The following is a 17129-nucleotide window of genomic DNA, read 5'->3' as shown; positions in this document are numbered from 1 at the left end:
ATGGATTTCGTTACACTTGGTGGAAATTTGCTCGGAACAATCCCTCTTGGGGACATTGTATTGTATTTAACCCCATTCAATTTGTTCCTGTTTGCGGTTTTACTTGGATTCACTGCACTGATTGCCTTAAGTAAACCTGAAACTCAAGTTGAAGCTACAATGCATTATTTATATAATACTGAAGTTAAGGTAGGTCAAAAAGAGCTTAAACAAAGAAGATTCTTATCAATAATATGTGGTATCGCATCCGCTGGAGCGATGATTACAGGAGATTTGTTCAACTTCACACTGTTCATGGCTTTGGTGGGTATTTTAAACATCGGTATAGTCTCAGCAGTAAAACAGACTAGCGTATTGAATTCCGCATTCAACTACGGTTTGATAGCCATGATGTGCAGTTTGCCTTTATTCGGCGGGGCAGCCATAATTCTTGCGGCAACAGGCACATTATCCCTTGCAGTATTGTCTCAAATGCCTGCTAGTCCTATGGTGGTATTTGGTGCTGTGCTCATGCTGATAGGTATTTTAGGTGAAAGCGGAGTGGCACCGTTCTTTGCAAGCAAGGCTGAAATGTTCAGGACTGCCGGATCTCCATATATTGTTATCATTCACTTAAGTTCATTGTTTATTATTGTTAGAGCTGTTGAAATATTATTATTGGTATTGTGGTAGTGAGAGTATGGTTAATCAAAAGATTACATGTATAATATTATTGGTTTTATCAACAATAGCTATTCTTGCATGCCTGGTGGTGGATTTTGAAGCATGGATAGTTTATACTGTGGCCATATTTGGCATTCCGGCATGGGTTTTAGCTTTGGGCTTATTGACAATGGCCAAACCAAAACCTGAAGATGCAGAAGAAAGAGTGAGGGAACCGTTTACCGGGTATTAGGGTGGTATTATGAATTTGATGGCTGATATTTTAATAAATGTTGTTATTGCTTTTCTTGCAGGAAGCCTGCTTTTAGGTTTGCACAGGAAAGTAATGGCACGTGTACAGAAACGTCCGGGACCACCTATTGTCCAGCATTTGATACACTCTTTGAAATTCTTCTTTAAGGAGACAGCAATCCCAAAAACAGTGTCCAAAGTATTTTATATAGGCATTGTTTTCATTTTGGCCTTAATATGGATTGTCGGTGTTATTGTCGGTCCTGTGGCCCATGATTCATTATTGATATTATTCGGCGTTTATGCGGTTTATAAGATTGTTGAGCATAACTCCGGATCAAGTTCAGGTTCACCATACGGTAAACTGAGTTGTGTAAGAGCAGTACTTTCAGCGGCAACTGAACTTCCTTTATTTGCTGCAATCGTATTTGTATATCTGGTAACAGGTACAATGAACATTGGAGAAATTATTGCATACCAGTCAGTCCATGGTCCGTTAATATTTTCAATTCCGCTTGCGGCTTTGATGTTTTTCATGTTAATTATTACAAAATCCCCGTACTCTCCGTTTGCGATAACTAAGGACAAGGCTTTAATTTCAGGTTTTGAAACCGAACACTTCGGATTTTTAAGGGGATTCATGTTATTTTCAGAGTCAATTGCATGGTATGTTATGCTTTGGGTATTCCTGACAATATTCTTCGGTCCGCTAACTGCTGTTGGATATTTGGTTGGAATGATTGCGATTTCATTCATTACAGGATTCATTAATGCGGCAACTCCTCTGTTAAGCCCGAACCATTCAGTCATGACTCAAATTACCATTGGAGCAATCTGCTTCTTTGGAACAGTATTAATGATATTTACAGGAGTGGTAGCATGAATAGTGAAGATGTAATTGTTTACTTTACAGCATTGGTAGCTATCGGAATAATAGTTGTTGGCCTGTTAACAACCGCTTTGCATTCATATCTCATTGCTCCGATTGTTATTATTGGAATTATTATGGCAATATTCGTATTGCTTTCAAAGGGTAATTTTTCACATAAGATAGAAAGTATAGAGAAAATATGTTTTGCAATAACATTTATAGCAATAATTTGTTCATTCATATTGCTTTATAAACCAATGTAGGAGATTATTATGTTAGATTATATGATTTACATACTTGCATTTGCAGTAGGATCCATTTTGGGTTTGGTCTACAGTTACAAGCAGCATGGCGAACCATTTGTCGCAGTGACTGAATTCAATGTTCCGTTCGCAATAATTTCAATTATCGGATGGGTTTTGGGATTCTGTTCAGGCAATATTATTCTATCAGCAATCGGTTTTCTCCTTGCAGGATTCGTAATGGGTGAAAGACCGGGATACGGTAGAAAGGAAACTGCATTAGGTTTGATTATTGCTATTATTGTATATTTGGTTTTAAAATGTTCAGTATGATGTGATGGAAATGGATGATGATGCTAAATTAAGATTAATGCAGAAAAGAATAATAAAAAGTTATGCTTGGCAGAGAGACATTATAGTTCCACTTTCCAAGGATTTTGATTGTACTGTTGACGAACTGGAGGAAGTCCTGTTCAATTCATTGGACATGTCATCTCTTGAAGCATTGCATGCCACATTTGAAACGGCACAGGATATCTGCCTATACCAGAAATTAAATGCCGATTTACGGTTGTGCTGGTTTACTGACACTTTGGAACTGATATCAAGAGAAGACGCCAAAAATCTAAAAATGAAAATTGTCAATGAAGTAAAAAACGGCAAATCTTATGAGGAGGCCTTGAAGGAAGGCCAGTTAGAAATATTTGAACTGTTAAAAAAGCAAGCAATATATTAAGTTTATCAGATTATTAAAAAAGAGAGGGAGTACAATGTTAGATGCTATTAAGGATGTTGTGAGAAAAAGCTCAATTCACGTCTGTATCGTCAATTGTGGCGGATGCAATGGCTGTGACGTAGAATGTGTTGCGCTGTTGTCTCCAAGATACGACCTTGAGCAATATGGTATTTATGTTCACAATAATCCTCGTGAAGCTGACGTCCTATTGTTGACCGGTGCGGTCACCGAACAATGGAAGGACAACTTAAAGAGAATTTATGACAAGGCTCCTGAACCGAAAATAGCCGTAGCTGTTGGAAACTGCCCGATATCAGGCGATGTATTCAATCAGGAAGGGGGTCATGTAAATGCACCCGCATCCAATTTCATCCCTGTTGCTGCAGAAATTCCAGGATGTCCGCCAAGGCCTAATGAGATATTGGAGGCCATCTTGGCTGTTGGACCACAAGCTATTGCTGATCGTGGGAGGGAGCAAAAATGATAGTGCCTATTGGTCCGATTCACCCAGCTTTAAAGGAACCTATCAGATTGAAATTGCAAACTGAAGGAGAAAGAGTAGTTAAAGCTGAAATTGAATATGGTTATGTCCATAGGGGAATCGAGAAGATAATGGAAGGAAAAACCTGGCAAAAGGCAATATACCTGTCTGAAAGAGTATGTGGAATATGCTCATATGAGCACACACAAACCTTTGCAGAAACTATTGAGCAAATTTCAGGTGTTGACGTACCTCCAAGAGCTCAATTTTTAAGAGTAATTGCCAACGAGTTGGACAGAATTCAGAGTCATTTATTGGGAAATTCCACATTTTTCAAGTCAATGGATCATGAAACACTGTTCATGAAAGTTCTGGAGTTAAGGGAATATGCTATGGATTCAATTGAACTTTTGACAGGTAATAGGGTTAATATGGGTTGGAATGTAGTTGGCGGTGTTAGAATGGATGCTGATGAACGCCATTTCAAACCGATTCTAGACAATCTCAAAATCATTGAAGATGAATTTGAAACTACCCGTGCGCTGTTTGCGGAAGGTCCGGCATTGGCCTTAAGATGTAAAGGAATAGGATACATGTCTAAAAAAGAAGCGATTAAAGGTCGTGCAGTAGGCCCTATAGGAAGAGCATCTGGCGTTAAAGAAGATTATCGTGTAGGACACTACACTTATGACGATTATTTCGATTTTAAAGTAATCAGAAGAACCGAAGGAGATAACTACGCAAGAACATTAACTAGATTTGATGAAATACCAGAATCTATAAGCTTAGTCAGGCAAGCCATTGAAAACATGCCTGATGGTGAAGTCCGTACTCCCGCTGAAATCAAATCCGGCTATGCAATGCGTAAAAATGAGGCTCCCCGTGGTGAAGTTACTTACATGATTGAAACCAATGGCAATCTGATTAAAAATATTTCAATCAGAACTCCAAGTATTCCAAATATGGATTCATGTGCAAAATACATGATTCGTGATGTTCCTACTGTTGCAGATGCTGTAGCCACCTATGCAACAAGCGACCCTTGTGTGGCATGTGCCGAAAGAGTGGCCATAACCAACAAGGCCGGCAAAACAGTAATAAAAAATTGGGATGAGGTGATATAAATGTCCTCACTCATGTGGTATGTTTATAATTTTGCCAGAAGAGCCTGGGCGGATGCATTTGCAAATGCAAAATCAGAACCGGAAATATCCGAAAAGCCGGAACGTTTTAGAGATTTCCCAAAAGTCAACAAGGAATACTGTATAGGATGCGGAGCATGCATTGCTTCCTGCCCTTCACCTAATGCGATTAAGTTGATTCGTGATGAGGATACCGAAAGCGGTGAGGGATTCACATATCCTGTAATTAAATTGGGCGCCTGTATCCGCTGCGGTTTTTGTGCTGAGGTTTGCCCGACAGACCCAAAAACATTGGAATGCGGTTTGAATCATTTGATTTTACCGGAATTCAATATTATTCCGTCAAAAAGACAATATTTGGTTGACGATTATTTATGTATTAAATGTAAAAAATGCTTGAAGCAATGTCCTGTGGAGGCAATTAGCGAAATTGACGGAAAAGTTGTTGTGGATCAGCTCAAATGTATTTCCTGCGGTGATTGTGTCGACGTTTGTCCTGTAAACGGCGCTATGAAAGCCGTGTTTGTCGATAATCTGCAAGACCAAAAGGATTTGATTCTCTTATGTGTAAACTATCTTGAGGATTACATCAACTCCAAGGAAGAGGATTTGAGGTCTTTGGAGAAAAATGACCTCCTGCAGTATGATGTGCCGTTATCCGATATATGGGATAAAGCATTGAAAATCATTCCTGATGACGAGATAGCTTTGGAAATCATAACCAATGCTGTCAACAGACTTAAGATTAGGATTATTGACTGGGATGGGGAAAACTGTAAAAAATGCCAGTTATGCATCCCTGATTGTCCAACCGGATGTATTTCATTCGATGAAAAAGAAGATACGATTGTTAGAGATAAAAATAGATGTTTGCGATGCAGTATTTGTTACCAGACCTGTCCGTTTTCAGTAATCAAATACTTCATATCCAAGTTTTCACTTGATGACGGCGAGAATATTCACATTACTGTAAAGGCATCTAATCTGAATGATGATTTATTTATGGAGTGAGTGTTATGATTGATAGTTTTACTAAAACACCAAGACCATTGAGGCATGTTGACGTTGACTACATTGTCGACCATACAAAATGCGCTGACTGTAAAGACAAGCCATGCCTTGAATCATGCCCTATTGATGCGATTTACTTGGATAAATCAGATAATCTTATAAAATTAAGAACCACATGTTTTGGTTGCGTATTATGTCGTAATGCTTGTCCTTATGATGCGTTATCATTAGATGTAAAAATGGACCCTCCGTTAAAGGAAAATGTTCCAAACATCAACACTAAATTATGCAAGGCATGCGGAGCATGTGTTCAGGCATGTAAGAACGGTTCAATCCATATAGTTGCCGACGGAACTCACGAACCGCACAGTGAAATAGATAAGGACACATGTGTCAGATGCGGATACTGCTTCAGAGTTTGCCCTACAGATGCAATCAAGTATGGCGAGTTGCTTCCAAAAACTGTTAAAGGAGGTAAAGCCGTTGTCATCAATCAGGATAACTGTATAGGTTGTATGACCTGTACAAGGGTATGTCCATCAATGGGTGCAATTAATGTGGGCAGAACCAATAAATTGCCTTATATCAACCCAGGATATTGTGCAAGATGTGAAGAATGTATGCATTCATGCCCTTCCGGCGCAATCAGATACTCCTCACGTAAAAAAGCATATAAAATGTACAGTGAGATAAAGTCTTATGATATAGTGTCCAGCATTGTCGACCATGACGTGAAAAGATTGTCTCTTGACCTGATCAGTTTAAATAAAGTTTTAGAGAAAGTCGGTGCTCAAATCGCTTTGGAATTCAATGATGAAAACTTTGAGCATTTCATTGAATGCAAAGTGAATGACATGATGGAGCGTGAACTGAAACTCAGTCTCGACACAGTCATTGAAATAGATAAGTTCACAGAACTTGTCGGATCCTACCTGATGGATAGAAACATTGAAGTTTATGACAAGAAATGTATCGCATGCGGAGAATGTTACAATGTCTGTCCGGTTGAAGCTATAGAAATGGATGGTCCAAATCCAATCAGAATCAATAACAATTGCATATATTGTGGAAAATGTGTTGAAACCTGCCAATTCGATGCTATTGGAGCATATGATGATTATTTCTACAGCAAATATCAAAATCTGTATTATGCAAGATCATATCTCTACAAACAAAGGCTGGGTGATTTCACACTTTCCGAAGACAAATGCCAAGCATGTGCAATTTGTGTCAAAAACTGTCCGACTGATGCTTTGGCGTTAACCGGCGACGACAAGATAGAATTCGATAGTGAAAAATGCATCTATTGCAGAAATTGTGAAGCAATTTGTCCTTTGGATGCAATCAGAATAATCAATTTCAGGTGAATCATGTTTGAAAAATCTTTCATTACCGATTGTGAAGGTCCCCTCACATTAAACGATAACGCTTATGAGTTGTCAGTCAATTTCATTGAAAACGGAGGAGAATTATTCAAGATTCTCAGTTTGTATGATGACTATCTGGCGGATATTGTAAAAAAAGAGGGTTATAAAGCAGGCAATACCTTGAAATTAATTTTGCCATTCTTTGCAGTTGAGAACCTCACAAATGATGATTTGATTGATTTTTCACAAAACAATATTTATGCGGTTAGCGAATCACAATTCCTATTGAAATTCTTAAAGGAAGCTATGAATACATATATCGTGAGCACCAGTTATGGCCAATATATTGAAGCGGTTTCCAATTATATGGATTTGCCTTTTGAAAACACATATTACACTGATGTTGATATGGATTGCCTTGAACTTAACAGCGAAGAAATTCAAAAAATCATGGAATTCAAGGATTTGATTTTGAAAAACCCCAAAGACTATGAGCTGTTCGATGACATTTTCTTCAACAGGATTCCAGAAATGGGAATATACGAAAAAATTAGGGAAGTTGAAGTTGTCGGAGGCCAGGGTAAAAAGCTGGCAATCGATAGGATTATTCAAAAGGATGCCATCAATATTGACGAAATCCTTTACATAGGGGATAGCATTACCGATGTCGAACCATTGGAATTTGCCCGCAAAAACAATGGGATAAGCATATCTTTCAATGGAAATGAATATCCTTTAAAAGTGGCTGAAATTGCGATTGTCTCACCAAGTGCCGTAACTACTGCAGTCATAGCGGATGTATATGCAAAAAATGATAAAAATAAAGTTTTAGAGTTTATTAATGATTATAACTGTTCAAATGATTTGAAAAAATTATTCGATGACTACAATGTTGATGAAAAAATCAAAGATAAGTTTTTCTCAGTATTCACTGGCAATTATCCATTAATCAAAATAATAACCGATGAAAACTATGAAAGCATACTGGAGGTCAGTAAAGAAATGAGAAATAACATACGTGGTCAGGATATAGGCGGATTAGGTTAGGTGTTAAAAATGGATTATGATAAAGTGGAAGATACATTCTTTGAAGCTTTCCAAGGAAAATACGTCCGGGCTTTAATTACAGGCCCAACAAAAGCCATTGTAAAAAGAGCAGCATACGATTCAACTTCAACTCCAAGTGCAGTTATAGGAAGAGTTGAAGGCGGGGTCGAAGGCTTTTTAGACGAATCTCAAACTCCGGACAACAGATTTGGAGCCATTGTACAGTATTGGTTGGGCGGAGATGATGTGGAGAAATTCGCATTTGAACTGTCCTACAGATTAAGGCAGGATGTTCTGGTAAAACCGTTCACACGTATTTTCGACTACTCCGATAAGGAAAGCGACGAATACATTGAAATGATGGATATTGTAGGCCACTGCGGTGACGGATACGAATGGATCGTAGAGGAATATGGAAGGAAGATGATAAATGTTCCAATCGCAGTACCGGATTTCCAGATTGAAGAGAAATTCAGAATAAATGACGGGACCATGGGAGGAAACTTCTGGTATCTATGTGAAACTCAGGAGGCCGTCCTTGAAGCGGGTGACGCCATTATCGAAGCAATAATGAACGTGGAAGGTGCAACAGCACCATTTGACATCTGTTCTGCAGCCTCAAAACCGGAAACCAATTTCCCGGAAATCGGCCCGACAACAAATCATTTTTATTGCCCTTCCCTTAAAGAACGTTTAGGTGAGGAATCTAAAGTTCCGCAAGGTGTCAATTACATTCCTGAAGTTGTAATAAATGCAATCGATGAGGAATCCATGAATAAGGCTGTTAAGGCAGGAATTGATGCTGCTTTGCAATTCGAAGGGGTCATAGGAATATCTGCAGGTAATTTCGACGGCAAACTTGGAGATAAGAATATAAATTTATTAGACATATTGAAGTAAGGTTTTAAAATGGAAATATTTAATAATGATTTGAATGCTGAAGTTATTGGATTTGGAGCATTGAATGTGGATAAGCTCTATTCAGTAGAAAATATAGTCTCAAAAGATGAGGAAAGTTTCATTAAAAGTGAAACTGATACTCCTGGAGGTTCAGCAGCCAATACTATCGTTGGACTATCTCGTTTAGGTTGTTCAACCTCAATAATTGGAAAAATAGCCGAAGATGATGATGGAGATTTAATTGAATATCATTTGGCTGTTAATGGTGTTTATGCTAATAATTTAATTTACTCAGAAACCGGTTCGACAGGAAAATGTTTGGGCTTTGTTGATGAAAATGGAGAAAGATGCCTTTACATTGACCCTGGAGTTAACGATGAAATCAAAATTGACGAAATAAATCCATTGAACATTATGAGATGTAAAATTATGCATTACACATCTTTTGTCGGGGATTCATTCAACACACAAATTGAATTATTGGAAAAACTCAATGATCAGTGTATATTGAGTTTCGACCCGGGAATGTTATATGTCAAAAAGGGATTCGATGAATTGAAACCCATCCTTGAGAGAACTAATATACTATTGATTAATGAATCAGAATTAAGATTATTATGTAATAATAATAAGGATTCTTTAAAAGAATTGGCTATTGGATTTCTGGATTTGGGAATTGAAACTGTTGTCATAAAAAGAGGAGAGGAGGGAGTATTTGCAATGGATAATTCAACCGAATGTGAAGTCGAAGCATTCGAATGTGAAGTTGTGGATACGACCGGTGCAGGTGATAGTTTCAATAGTGGATTTTTATATTCCTTTTTAAAGGGATATGGCCTAGAAAAATCCTGTAAAATCGGAAATTGGGTGGCCAGTAAAGCTATTGAAGGATTCGGAATGGAAAAATTCCCTACTCTAAAAGACTTGGAGGAATTTTTTTAAACAATAAAATTCATATAAATTTATAAAATAAATAATTTAGTTGGTATTAAAATGAAAGTATCTTTTGTAAAACAGGTAAAGAACTTGGAACGTGAAGTTCTTTTAAAATCTGTTGAATTAGATGATGATGGTGATGATTTCCAATTTGAACTGGATAAGTTTAGTGCAGATGAGGAGATTTTTGCTGTTTCACCGAGATGTGTACGGTGCAATACCTGTGTTGGTGAATGTCCAGTTAATGCAATCGAACCAGCTAATATTTTTAGGATGGCTAAGATAACTGATAAATGCGTTAAATGCGAAATATGTGTTCAGACTTGCCCTGTTTCCGCAATCAAACTAATAAACAATACAATTAGTTATGATCCGGACGATGAACGTGAGGTTATTGAATATAATTTGGCCAATATCAGTTGTGCTCATAGAGTAGTTCGTATGAATAGTATTTCAATTGATTATACAGTTGATGATAATAATTGGGATGATTGTGCTACATTATGTCCAACAAATGCATTTACTCTTGAATTCAGGGAATTCTTTGAGAATTCAGATATGGATTTGGGAATCGAGCTTATCGATGATGAATTATATCCCTATATCAACGAGGACATGTGCATTGGATGCGGAGCATGCCGTGAAATTTCACTGAATGACTTTGCAATCAATTTAGATAGATACATAGGGCCTGTTGTCCACAGCAGAATCATCGAAGTAAATCATGAGTCTTGCGTAAATTGTTATTTATGTGAAGAGAATTGTCCAACAAGGGCTATAGAATTGGTAGACGGTGAAGTAATCCTAGATAATGATAAATGTATAAGATGTATAGAATGTACACATCACTGTCCTGTAGGGGCATTAAAAAGAGTTGAGATTTAATTAAATGGGGTCTGTTTATGAAAGCAAAAGAATTGATGGATAAAGATTTTGTATACTTAAATAAGGACGATAGTGTTGTTGAAGCTTCAAAAGCTATGGAACATGTTAGACGTTTCACCTGTCCTGTTGTAAATGATAAAAAACAATTAATCGGATGGGTTACAGCATTTGATATTACAAAAGGTTTAAGAGAAGGAAACGAAAAGATTTCCGAGATTATGAGTAGTTGTAAAGAAGTTTCAACTGTTCATGAAGATGATCCGGCAAGAAAAGCAGTAATTTTAACTGCTAACAATAAATTCGTTACCGTGCCTGTCGTAAATGATGATAATCAGGTAATAGGTATGGTTCGCGCATGCGACATTGTTGAATTATTGTCCAATCTCTACGATATTAAGGTTGAAAGTTTGTATAAGGCTATGCAAAACCAACTTAAAGGCGTTACCTGGGAAGAACTGATGTCAGCATCCGCTTTGGTATCCACAAAAACTACCGGTAAAAAGATTTCTGCTGAAGAATATGAATCAAATATTGTCGATTCCACTTTTGGAGAAGCAATATGGGCAACAGGAGGACTTGAAAAATTCTTTGCAGGATTGATTTCCGTTGGAGAAATGGTTGTTGCTCGCAGAGTAGGCAGAGCTAAAAAGTAATTATGGTGATAAAATGAGAGAATATACTGAATATCAAGATAAAACAATCCTCGTAACCGGTGGAGCAGGTTGCGTTGGAAGTAACTTAACCCGCAAATTTGCAGATATGGGTGCTGGAAAAGTTATCATATTGGATAACCTCTCCTCAGCATATGAATGGAACATCCCTCCTAGAGACAATATTGAATTTATCCAAGGGGATATTTTGGACGATGCTGTCCTAAAAAGAGTGTTTAAGCAAAAACCGGATTATGTATATCACTTGGCAGCACACTTCGCAAACCAAAACAGTGTAGACAATCCGGAAAAGGATTTGATGGTAAACGGTATAGGCATTTTAAAAGTACTTCAATACGCACAGCTTTCCGGTGTCGACAGGTTTGTTTATTCATCATCAGGATGTGGAGTTTACGGACTTGACTCTAAAATGCCGTTCCAGGAACATGATATCTCAATCTCACTCCATACCCCGTATCAAGTTACAAAACTTCTAGGGGAACTTTATACCAACTACTTCCACAATTTATATGAAATGAATATTGTAAACGCAAGATTCTTCAATGTATTCGGTCCTGGGGAAGTTCCAGGAAAATACAGAAATGTAATTCCAAACTTCATGTACTGGTCTAAAAATGGACAGGCATTACCAATTACTGGAGACGGCTCCGAAACAAGGGATTGGACCTTTGTAGATGACATATGTAATGGTTTGGTTGCAATGGGTATTGAAGAAGAAGCAATCGGAGAAGCAATCAACCTCGGTTCCGGAAAAGATCACCGCGTTATTGACATGGCAAATAAAATCAATGAATTGACTGGAAATGAAGCGGGCATTAATTATGTTCCTCGCCGTGATTGGGATGCAAAAACCAAATTGTTGTCTTCAATCGATAAAGCAAAAGAAATCTTAGGATATTCTCCAAAAGTTTCATTCGATGACGGACTTGAAAGGACTCATAATTGGTTCTGTGAAAACTGGGACAATATTCAAGAGTCAGCCGAGTTTTAAATTCGAATATAATTTTCATTAATTTGTGAGGGGGGAATAATGAGGTTTATAAAGATTTCAATAATGCTAATTATTCTATTAGTGAGTATTGGAATTGTATCTGCTAGTGATGACAATTCATCTGCAGACTCTTTATTGGATGATTCCCCGACTCCAAGTGATATTTTACAAAATGGCACAGAAAACGAAATCCCTGAAATTTCTATAAATTCTTCAACAGCATATTATGCCGAATCAATTGACATTTATCTTAGGGATAATGATAACAATCCTCTAGCCAATCAGAATCTCACAACAATAATTGACAGTACAAATAATACGGACATTACAGACTCCCAAGGCAAAATTACTCTAAAATTGAATTTCAAACCTGGCAATTATTTACTTTATGTACAATTCAAAGGAAATGAAAACTTTGAAGGCGTTAACCAAACCTTCAATATTAAAATTTTAAAATTAGATTCAACTCTTACGCCACTAAACACAACTGTCATCTCAGGCAATTATCTTCATGTTTATCTTAAGGATGTAAATAAGAATGCTATTGAAGGGGAGACAGTGCAGATGACCCTTAACGGCAATTCATATACTGCAAATACTAATGATAGAGGCAGATCAGCTTTTAAAATTAGCCTGGCTGTAGGAAATTATCCTGTAACCGTTGTTTTCAGAGGCAATGATTATTATAATCCCATTTCAAATACTTTTAATGTTATTGTCCCGGCAACCACTACGCTAACAATTGGTAATACAATACTTTTAACTAATGGTTATTTGAGAATTTATCTCAAAAGCGCCACACCTTCAGCAATCTCCAAAAAAACTGTTAAGATTACAGTTGGAAGCAAAACATTCACAAAGACTACAAATACTGAAGGAATTATCATATTTAAGCCAACTGCCGGCACAGGTACAATAAAGGTAACTGTAACATTTGATGGAACTTCAAATATTATAGGTTGCGCTGCTGAAAAATCAGTAAGCGGTATTGCGGGCAATGTAAAAAATCCCTTCACATCTAAAATCGCCTTAAAAAATGGACTTCCGGACATTGATTTGATGCCTGGAAATTATGTCCTGGCTGACGGGGATATGAAATACACTCTTACAAAAGCCCAATACAGGGATGTCCTTAAAAGGGATAGCTACACCTTATTCCTGCATAACAGGCTATCCAAATACACATCATTCAAATCAAAAAGCGAACCTAAACTCAATCATATTATCAAACGTGAAAAATGGAATGTAATCGAAAGGGCAATCAATACAAAAATCGTTAAAATGAATAAGAAAAACTACTGGCCAAAACAGATCACGGTTTCCTTAAAAGGCAAATCCTATACCTACAGTGAAGTGAGGGATATTCAGAATACCGGCTATACCTGCGGTCCAACATCCTCAAGTATGTGCACCCAGGTACTGAGATGCTATTTCAATGAGAAGTACCTGGCCCAGCTCTCCGGTTCGACTTTCGCTGACGGTTCAACTACCAAAGGACTTAAGAAGGGTTTGGAGAAATTTAATTTCAAGTGTAGTCTCTATTATAAAAGTTCATTTAATAAAGCCATAACCCAACTTAAAAAAGGAGGATGTGCTTTGATTTTCCATACATGGAATCATTATGTTGCTATTTTGGATATCAGTAAAGACGGCAAAAAGGTTCTAGTCGGAAATCCTTCCGGAGATTACAATCACGGAAGCCATTCAATTCCAACAAAATGGCTGACTGTCAATTACATGAAAGGAAGGTTTAATAATTACGATACCTCAGGGTTGATTGTGAAACTCAAATATAACTTGGGCAAAGCTACAAAAAATAAACTAAATAACTATTATTCAAGTATGGGCACAAATTGGATGCGCAAGAATACTTCCGAGAGGATCCCCGACATCGGAGCATAGGAATTCTGTTCCTTTTCTTTTTTTCAATAATTATTTAACATAAATGTGCAAGAATTTCCGGCTTATTCAAGTCGGAGAGGTTCAAATTGACACTAATGTAATACTTGCCATCAAAAGGTTGAGTTCAAAAATCTATATTAATCTATTATTTTTGATAAAAAAATCATTTTTATTTTATTTTATTCAAATAAGCTTAATAATTACTTTTAAATACTTGAAAATTTAATATAATCTTGTATGGATTTGAATTTTGACTTTACTGAAAAAAGAGTAATAATTACTGCATTTTTCTGTATGGCATTCACCATTGCAAACTTAATCACAGTTAAGATTATCAACATTGGATTTTTAGGAATGGAAACTCCTGCCGGAGTTTTAATCTATCCTTTGGTATACATTTTAACAAACGTAATTGCAGATGTTTACGGTGAGAGAACCGCACAGAGAACCCTTATATTGGGTATTGCTGTTGACGTATTGTTTGTGTTCATGACAACTTTAATACTCTTCCTGCCTTCTCCAGACTTCTTTACCGGAGATTCAAGCTTAGCATTTGTATTTACTCAAACCCCAAGAATTCTTGTAGCATCTTATATCAGTTACTTAATCGGTAACTTTGCAAATGCAAGAATGACCACTATCGTTAACAGAGGAAGAGAATACTCTTCAGTTTTAAACTTTGGTGTTATCGGTATAAGCCAATTGATCGATAACTTTGTATTCCTTGGTTTAGCATTCGTTGGTGTTTACTCCCCTGTTGAAATCTTGATAATGATCTTCTCACATTGGATTTTAAGTTTGATTTGGACTGTAATCGCTCAACCATTTACAACTATGACTGTAAAATGGGCCGAAAAAGGAAAACCTGCAGAAGCTTAAATTTTAATGGGAAAACTTTTCCCACTTTTTTTTATTTTTTCATATCAATTTTTCTAAACAGAAAGTATTTTATTATTTTATTCAGATATATATTAATAATCAGAAATTGTTATAAGATATTTAAAATAAGTTTTTATATATTTTAAATATTTTTATATTAATTATTAAATTATTCAATAGAATTTTTTAAAATTATTAATCAATTTATGATAAAATATAGGAAAATTTTGTGATATGTATGGCGGAAGAAAATAGTAATATGCTACTGGGTACTGGTGAAAAGCCTTCAGCACTTAGGTGGGTTTTGCTTGCTGTTCAGCATGTATGTGCAATGTTCGGAGCCACAATTTTGGTTCCTATCGTTGTAAATACCACTGCAGGTGCAGATATTTTATCAATTCCTGTAGCATTGGTTTCATCTGGTTTAGGTACACTAATCTATCTGGTTTGTACCCGTAATAGAAGCCCAGTATATCTGGGAAGTTCGTTTGCGTTCATTGCTCCTATGGTTGCAGGTTATGCAATCGGGGGTACTGGAAGTGTATTCACTGCTTTAATGATTGTAGGTATTGTTTATGTGATTATTTCCTTAATTATCCGAGTATCCGGTCCGGGATGGATTAATAAGTTACTGCCTCCTGTTGTCGTCGGTCCGATGATTATGGTAATCGGTTTGTCACTTGCTCCAACCGCTATTCAGGAAATCGGATTGGATTTAACAGTGGTTCCATGGACGAACTTGGCCGTAGCACTGGTTGCTTTCATCATGACTGCAATCGTAGCAGTGCGTGGAAGAGGAATCCAACAGGTAATTCCGTTCCTGATTGGTATTATTTTCGGTTACATTGCCGCAGCACTACTCGGTATGGTGGACTTTGCACCGGTATGGACTGCCCATCTGATTGAAGTTCCTAAATTCTACTTGCCGATAATGAATTATGACTTAAACTTTACTGCAGTTCTTACTATTGTTCCAATTGCGCTGGTAACGATGGTGGAACACGTTGGGGACCACAAGGTATTGAGTGAGATTATCGGCCGTGATTTAATTGAAGATCCTGGTCTTCAAAGAACATTGCTCGGTGACGGTCTTGCAACATTCTTAGCAGCATTCTTAGGAGGTCCTGCAAACACAACATACGGTGAAAATACCTCTGTTGTCGGAATGACACGTGTAGCATCAACTTATGTTATCGGTCTTGCAGCACTTATTGCAATAATATTCGCATTCTCAGGACACTTGACCGCACTCTTAACTGCAATTCCTCAACCTGTTTTAGGTGGTATTTCAATATTATTATACGGTTTCATCTGTGTAAACGGTCTTAAAATATTAATCCACAACCAAGTCGACTTCAACAATACTAAAAATGTTGTTGTTGCTGCAACAATGCTTGTTTTAGGTTTAGGTGGTGCAACATTATCCGTTTTATACGGTGATTTATCATTATCCGTTTCTGGAATGTCCCTTGCAGCAATTACTGGTGTTGTTTTAAACCTTTTAGTGCCGGAGGAAAAACATGAATGAGTTTGTCCTGAATCATCCATTAATAACTCATAAGCTTGCTCTCTTAAGGGATGTTGACACTGGAACTAAAGTATTCAGGGAATTGGTTACAGAGATATCAATATTCGTAATGTATGAAGCTATGAGGGATGCAAAGCTTGAAGAAGCAACTATTGAAACTCCTTTAGAAAAAATGCAAACTGGAATGTTGAATGAAGACCATTATGCTGTTGTTCCAATCCTAAGAGCAGGAATGGGTATGGTTGATGGAATTTTAAATGTCATTCCAAATGCAAAGATAGGCCATATTGGTCTTTACAGGGATGAGGAAACTTTCCAGCCTGTCGAATACTACTATAAAATGCCTGAAGGAATAGCCGATAGGGAAGTTTTAGTGGTTGATCCTATGCTTGCAACAGGCGGAAGCGCATCCGCAACCATTTCAAGACTTAAACAAGACGGCGTTACAAAGGTTAAGTTGCTATGTATTGTGGCAGCTCCCCAAGGTATAAAACGCATTGAAGAGGACCATCCTGATGTCCAAATCTTCTGTGCGGTCGTTGACAGGGAATTAAACGATAATGCATATATCCTGCCTGGTCTTGGAGATGCAGGTGACAGAGTATATGGAACCAAATAGTGAAGTTCAACTTCACTTCTTTTTTTT

General features: G+C 37.2%; 20 protein-coding genes. All 20 read left to right on the top strand.

All coding sequences use genetic code 11. The features are described 5' to 3' along the window. The 20 genes from IJF99_RS03605 to upp all read left to right on the top strand — a co-directional run bounded on the left by IJF99_RS03605 (position 1) and on the right by upp (position 17102). On the top strand, positions 1-672 hold the full coding sequence (locus IJF99_RS03605) for a hypothetical protein (protein ID WP_292792168.1): 672 nt from the start codon (positions 1-3) through the stop codon (positions 670-672). A 7-nt stretch (positions 673-679) separates the two neighbouring features. After that, positions 680-895, top strand: a complete 216-nt coding sequence (locus IJF99_RS03600) for a DUF788 domain-containing protein (protein ID WP_292792166.1) — start codon at positions 680-682, stop codon at positions 893-895. A gap of 9 nt (positions 896-904) precedes the next feature. Beyond that, positions 905-1777 (top strand): NADH-quinone oxidoreductase subunit H, encoded by an 873-nt coding sequence (locus IJF99_RS03595; RefSeq protein ID WP_292792164.1) that lies wholly within the window; start codon positions 905-907, stop codon positions 1775-1777. After that, positions 1774-2028, top strand: a complete 255-nt coding sequence (locus tag IJF99_RS03590; RefSeq protein WP_292792162.1) for a hypothetical protein — start codon at positions 1774-1776, stop codon at positions 2026-2028. Before IJF99_RS03595 ends, IJF99_RS03590 begins: the two co-directional genes overlap by 4 nt. 9 nt (positions 2029-2037) lie before the next feature. Beyond that, positions 2038-2340 (top strand): energy-converting hydrogenase subunit EhaL family protein, encoded by a 303-nt coding sequence (locus IJF99_RS03585; RefSeq protein WP_292792160.1) that lies wholly within the window; start codon positions 2038-2040, stop codon positions 2338-2340. 10 nt (positions 2341-2350) lie between these two features. Beyond that, entirely contained in the window at positions 2351-2743 is a 393-nt protein-coding gene (locus tag IJF99_RS03580) for a DUF1959 family protein (RefSeq protein WP_292792158.1), read from the top strand. Between the two features lie 34 nt (positions 2744-2777). Further along, the gene (locus tag IJF99_RS03575; RefSeq protein ID WP_292792156.1) at positions 2778-3227 is read left to right on the top strand and encodes an NADH-quinone oxidoreductase subunit B family protein; all 450 of its coding nucleotides are present in this window, start codon (positions 2778-2780) and stop codon (positions 3225-3227) included. Further along, the gene (locus tag IJF99_RS03570) at positions 3224-4348 is read left to right on the top strand and encodes a nickel-dependent hydrogenase large subunit (protein ID WP_292792154.1); all 1125 of its coding nucleotides are present in this window, start codon (positions 3224-3226) and stop codon (positions 4346-4348) included. The genes IJF99_RS03575 and IJF99_RS03570 overlap by 4 nt, the downstream gene beginning before the upstream one ends. Further along, the gene (locus tag IJF99_RS03565) at positions 4349-5377 is read left to right on the top strand and encodes a 4Fe-4S binding protein (RefSeq protein WP_292792152.1); all 1029 of its coding nucleotides are present in this window, start codon (positions 4349-4351) and stop codon (positions 5375-5377) included. It begins immediately after the preceding gene. Between the two features lie 5 nt (positions 5378-5382). Next, positions 5383-6744: a 4Fe-4S binding protein gene (locus tag IJF99_RS03560; protein ID WP_292792149.1), complete on the top strand. Its 1362-nt coding sequence runs from the start codon at positions 5383-5385 to the stop codon at positions 6742-6744. A gap of 3 nt (positions 6745-6747) precedes the next feature. Beyond that, positions 6748-7791, top strand: coding sequence for a hypothetical protein (locus tag IJF99_RS03555; protein WP_292792147.1), 1044 nt, complete (start codon positions 6748-6750; stop codon positions 7789-7791). Between the two features lie 9 nt (positions 7792-7800). Further along, positions 7801-8691, top strand: coding sequence for a formylmethanofuran--tetrahydromethanopterin N-formyltransferase (locus tag IJF99_RS03550; RefSeq protein ID WP_292792145.1), 891 nt, complete (start codon positions 7801-7803; stop codon positions 8689-8691). A 9-nt stretch (positions 8692-8700) separates the two neighbouring features. Further along, positions 8701-9633, top strand: coding sequence for a carbohydrate kinase family protein (locus tag IJF99_RS03545; RefSeq protein ID WP_292792143.1), 933 nt, complete (start codon positions 8701-8703; stop codon positions 9631-9633). Between the two features lie 51 nt (positions 9634-9684). After that, complete coding sequence (locus IJF99_RS03540; RefSeq protein ID WP_292792141.1) at positions 9685-10512, top strand: 4Fe-4S binding protein; 828 nt, start codon at positions 9685-9687, stop codon at positions 10510-10512. 17 nt (positions 10513-10529) lie between these two features. Next, positions 10530-11165 carry a CBS domain-containing protein gene (locus tag IJF99_RS03535; protein ID WP_292792139.1) on the top strand — a complete coding sequence of 212 codons (636 nt, stop codon included), beginning with the start codon at positions 10530-10532 and terminating at the stop codon, positions 11163-11165. 13 nt (positions 11166-11178) lie between these two features. Then, complete coding sequence (locus IJF99_RS03530; RefSeq protein ID WP_292792137.1) at positions 11179-12174, top strand: NAD-dependent epimerase/dehydratase family protein; 996 nt, start codon at positions 11179-11181, stop codon at positions 12172-12174. A gap of 39 nt (positions 12175-12213) precedes the next feature. Next, positions 12214-14076: a cysteine peptidase family C39 domain-containing protein gene (locus IJF99_RS03525; RefSeq protein ID WP_292792135.1), complete on the top strand. Its 1863-nt coding sequence runs from the start codon at positions 12214-12216 to the stop codon at positions 14074-14076. Positions 14077-14313: 237 nt separating this feature from the next. Next, positions 14314-14955, top strand: coding sequence for a queuosine precursor transporter (locus IJF99_RS03520; protein WP_292792133.1), 642 nt, complete (start codon positions 14314-14316; stop codon positions 14953-14955). A 238-nt stretch (positions 14956-15193) separates the two neighbouring features. Then, a complete protein-coding gene (locus tag IJF99_RS03515; RefSeq protein ID WP_292792131.1) occupies positions 15194-16483 on the top strand; it encodes a uracil-xanthine permease family protein in 1290 nt (429 codons plus the stop codon). Continuing rightward, the gene (gene upp, locus IJF99_RS03510; RefSeq protein ID WP_292792129.1) at positions 16476-17102 is read left to right on the top strand and encodes a uracil phosphoribosyltransferase; all 627 of its coding nucleotides are present in this window, start codon (positions 16476-16478) and stop codon (positions 17100-17102) included. Before IJF99_RS03515 ends, upp begins: the two co-directional genes overlap by 8 nt. Positions 17103-17129: the final 27 nt, after the last annotated feature.

The organism is Methanobrevibacter sp. (assembly GCF_017406825.1).
GTDB lineage: Archaea > Methanobacteriota > Methanobacteria > Methanobacteriales > Methanobacteriaceae > Methanocatella.
This window is presented reverse-complemented; position numbering and strand designations above follow the sequence as displayed.